The sequence below is a fragment of the Brevundimonas sp. CURTG3B2_SDJG genome (assembly GCF_057364705.1).
Genome location: NZ_JBNFOJ010000283.1, coordinates 1 through 3513 on the forward strand (window position 1 = coordinate 1; position 3513 = coordinate 3513).

The following is a 3513-nucleotide window of genomic DNA, read 5'->3' on the forward strand; positions in this document are numbered from 1 at the left end:
CGCCCTGCCCGCCCCGGTCGAGGCGGCAGGCCCCGCGTTCCTGTCGCCGGTCGACGGCGCCGCGTTCGACGACATGGTGGCCCGGCCAAGGACTACATCTCCGCCGGCGACATCTTCCAGGTCGTGCTCAGCCACCGGTTCAGCGCACCCTGGCCGTCCGATCCCTTCGCCTTCTACCGCGCCCTGCGTCGCCAGAACCCGTCGCCCTACCTGTTCTTCCTGGACTTCGGCGACTTCCAGCTGGCCGGCTCCAGCCCCGAGATCCTGGTGCGGCTGAAGGACGGCCGGGTCACAATCCGCCCGCTGGCGGGAACCCGTCCGCGCGGCGAGACCCCCGAGGTCGACCAGGCCCTGGAGGCCGAGTTGCTGGCCGACCCCAAGGAGCTGGCCGAGCACCTGATGCTGCTGGACCTGGGCCGCAACGACGTGGGCCGGGTCTCCGCTCCCGGCACGGTGGAGGTCACCGAAAGCTTCAAGGTCGAGCGCTACAGCTCGGTCATGCACATCGTCTCGGACGTTCAGGGCGTCGCCGATCCCAGGCTGGACGCCGTCGACACCCTGCTGGCCGCGCTGCCCGCCGGCACCCTGTCGGCGCGCCCAAGGTGCGGGCGATGGAGATCATCGACGAGCTGGAGATCGCCAAGCGCGGCGTCGGCTACGGCGGCGGCGTGGGCTACATCTCCTCCGGCGGCGAGGCGGACATCTGCATCGTGCTGCGGACGGCCCTATTCAGGGGCGAGCGAATCTACGTCCAGGCCGGCGCGGGCGTCGTCGCCGACAGCGATCCGGCCGCGGAGTACGCCGAGACCCTGGCCAAGGCGCGCGCCCCCATGCGGGCGGCGGGCGAGGCCTGGCGCTACCCCTTCGGAAACCGCTGAGCCATGGCGATCGGCTTCGGGCTCCTGGCGGCGCTGCTGTGGGGCCTGACCGATTTCATGATCAGCATCTCGGGCCGGTCGTTCGGGGTGCATCGGGCGATGCTGTACGCCCAGAGCGTGGGCGTGGTCCTGGTCGGCCTGTGCATGCTGGCGCCCTTCGCCCGCATTCCGGATCCGGGGTCCGCCGTCGGCTGGGCGGCGGCGATCGCGTCGGCGCCGATAGGCGTGGCGGCGACGCTGGTGCTCTATCACGGCCTGAAGGTCGGACAGGTCTCGGTCGTCGCGCCGCTGACGGCGACCTTCGGCGCGGTGACGGCCGTCCTGTCCCTGGCCACGGGCGAACGGCTGGCGGCCCTCGCCCTGGGCGGCGTCGCCCTGGTGATTCTGGGCTCGGCCCTCCTGGGCGCCCAGCGCCGGACCGGCGAGGAGAAGCGCGAGCTGGGCGTGAAGTGGGCGCTGATCGCGTCCCTGGCCTACGGCATCCAGTTCTGGCTGCAGGGCCGGTTCGCCGTCCCGCACCTGGGCGGCGTCCTGCCGGTCTGGATCTACTATCTGGTCAGCACCACCCTGCTGCTGATCGCCGTCCCCATCCGGCGGCAATCGCTGGCGATCCCGGCGAAGGGAGCGCTGTGGGTGGCCGGCACCGGCGTGATCGCGGTGAGCGGCTTCCTGGCCCTGGCCATCGGGCTGACGACCGGCCAGATCGCCATCGTGACGGTGCTGGCGTCGCTTCAGAGCGGGATCACCGTCCTTCTGGCCTGCGCCTACCATCGCGAGCGCCTGGGGCTTCACCAGTGGGCGGGCCTCGCCGCCACCCTGATCGGACTGGCGGCGGTTCACCTCGGGTAGGCCGGCGTCCTAGCGGACGGCCACGACCGCCGGCTCTTCGAAGCGGACGCCCGGTCCCAGCACCATCACGCCGGCCATCAGCACCGCGGCGATCGCCGCCATGGCCGCGGCTCCGAGCATCGGCCAGGGGCTGGCCGCCGCCGCCGGCGTCTCCAGCAGTACGCGCGCCTTCTGGATGCTTGCGCCGGTCATCCGTCCCTCCGATCCGAGGAGTCCCAAATCGGGGCGATCTGGTTAACGCAGCCTTACCGACCGCTATGCCTTGGCGGGACCGAACACACCCCGTAGAAGCCGTGTCATGATCCTCGTCGTCGATAACTACGACAGCTTCACCTACAACCTCGTCCACTACCTCGCGGAGTTGGGCGCGGAGACGCACGTCGTGCGCAACGACGACCTGACCGCGACAGAGGCCTGGGCGCTGAAGCCCGAGGCGGTGCTGCTGTCCCCGGGGCCCTGCACGCCGAACGAAGCCGGGATCTGCCTCGCGCTGATCGACACCGCGCCCCTGGACATGCCGATCTTCGGGGTCTGCCTGGGCCACCAGGCGATGGGCCAGGCGTTCGGGGGGAACGTGATCCGCGCCAAGGCTCTGATGCACGGCAAGACCTCGCCGATCCTGCATGATGGCCGCAGCGTCTTCGCCGGCCTTCCCTCGCCGTTCACCGCGACCCGCTACCACAGCCTGGCGGTGAAGCGCGAAACCCTGCCGGACGTGCTGGAGGTCACCGCCTGGACCGCCGACGGCGAGATCATGGGCCTGGCCCATCGCACCCGCCCGATCCACGGCGTCCAATTCCACCCGGAATCCATCGCCACCGAGCACGGCCACGACCTCTTGGCCAACTTCCTGGACCTGGCCAACGTCAGGCGTCGGGCGACGGTCTGACGTGGCCGACACCTTCAAGCCCCTGCTGGCGGCCCTGGTCGAGGGGCGCGTCCTTTCGGATCAGGAGGCGCACGCCTTCTTCTCGGCCTGCCTGAGGGGCGAGCCGACCCCGGCCCAGGTGGCGGCGGCGGTGACGGCCCTGCGCATCCGTGGCGAGACCGTGGGCGAGATCGCCGCCTTCGCCACCGCCATGCGCGACGCGGCGCTTCGGCTGGATCATCCCTACGAGGTCATCGACACCTGCGGCACGGGCGGCGACGGCCAGCACACCTTCAACGTCTCCACCGCCGCCGCCCTGGTGCTGGCGGGCGCCGGGCTGAAGGTGGCCAAGCACGGCAACCGGGCCCTCAGCTCCAGGTCGGGTTCGTCCGACGTGCTGTCGGTGCTGGGCGTCAACCTGGCCGCCACGCCAGCCCAGCAGCTGCGGGCCCTGGACCAGGCCGGCATCGCCTTCCTGTTCGCCCCCTCCTATCACGGCGCCATGCGCCACGTCGGGCCGGTCCGCGCCGAGATCGGCTTCCGCACCGTGTTCAACCTGTTGGGCCCATTGTCCAATCCGGCCAACGCCCGGCGCCAGGTCATGGGCGTCTACGATCCCCGCCTGCTGGAGCCCCTGGCCGAGGTCCTGGGCCGGCTGGGCGCGGTGCGGGCCTGGACGGTGCACGGCCAGGGCCTGGACGAACTGACCACCACGGGCGCGACCGAGGTGGCCGAATGGAAGGACGGCGCGGTGCGCCGCTTTCTCCGTCACACCGGAAGACGCCGGCCTGCCTCGCGCCGACCTCGCCGACCTGCGCGGCGGCGACGCCGAGGAGAACGCCGCGGCCCCTGAGCGCCCTTCTGGACGGCGCCCAGGGCGCCTACCGCGACATCGTGCTGCTGAACGCGCCGCCGATC

At 71.5% G+C, this 3513-nt stretch carries 3 protein-coding genes and 2 pseudogenes; 4 read left to right on the forward strand and 1 reads right to left on the reverse strand.

Annotated elements, in window-relative coordinates; all coding sequences use genetic code 11:
- Together AC2W7C_RS15060 and AC2W7C_RS15065 are read left to right on the forward strand one after the other, a co-directional pair.
- Nucleotides 1–878: pseudogene (locus tag AC2W7C_RS15060) on the forward strand (anthranilate synthase component I family protein); the annotation flags it as partial.
- 3 nt (nt 879–881) lie between these two features.
- Nucleotides 882–1727: an EamA family transporter gene (locus AC2W7C_RS15065; RefSeq protein WP_486002139.1), complete on the forward strand. Its 846-nt coding sequence runs from the start codon at nt 882–884 to the stop codon at nt 1725–1727.
- 9 nt (nt 1728–1736) lie between these two features.
- Here the strand turns inward: AC2W7C_RS15065 and AC2W7C_RS15070 are convergent, their stop codons facing one another.
- Nucleotides 1737–1919, reverse strand: a complete 183-nt coding sequence (locus AC2W7C_RS15070) for a hypothetical protein (RefSeq protein WP_486002140.1) — start codon at nt 1917–1919, stop codon at nt 1737–1739.
- Nucleotides 1920–2025: 106 nt separating this feature from the next.
- On the opposite strand from AC2W7C_RS15070, the gene AC2W7C_RS15075 reads away from it, so the two are divergent.
- Both AC2W7C_RS15075 and trpD read left to right on the forward strand, forming a co-directional pair.
- Complete coding sequence (locus tag AC2W7C_RS15075) at nt 2026–2616, forward strand: anthranilate synthase component II (protein ID WP_486002141.1); 591 nt, start codon at nt 2026–2028, stop codon at nt 2614–2616.
- A gap of 1 nt (nt 2617) precedes the next feature.
- Nucleotides 2618–3513: pseudogene (trpD, locus tag AC2W7C_RS15080) on the forward strand (anthranilate phosphoribosyltransferase); the annotation flags it as partial.

Coding starts and splice junctions, on each gene's coding strand:
- AC2W7C_RS15065 (WP_486002139.1), top strand. CDS start 882: ATGGCGATCGGCTTCGGGCTCCTGGCGGCGCTGCTGTGGGGCCTGACC.
- AC2W7C_RS15070 (WP_486002140.1), bottom strand. CDS start 1,919: ATGACCGGCGCAAGCATCCAGAAGGCGCGCGTACTGCTGGAGACGCCG.
- AC2W7C_RS15075 (WP_486002141.1), top strand. CDS start 2,026: ATGATCCTCGTCGTCGATAACTACGACAGCTTCACCTACAACCTCGTC.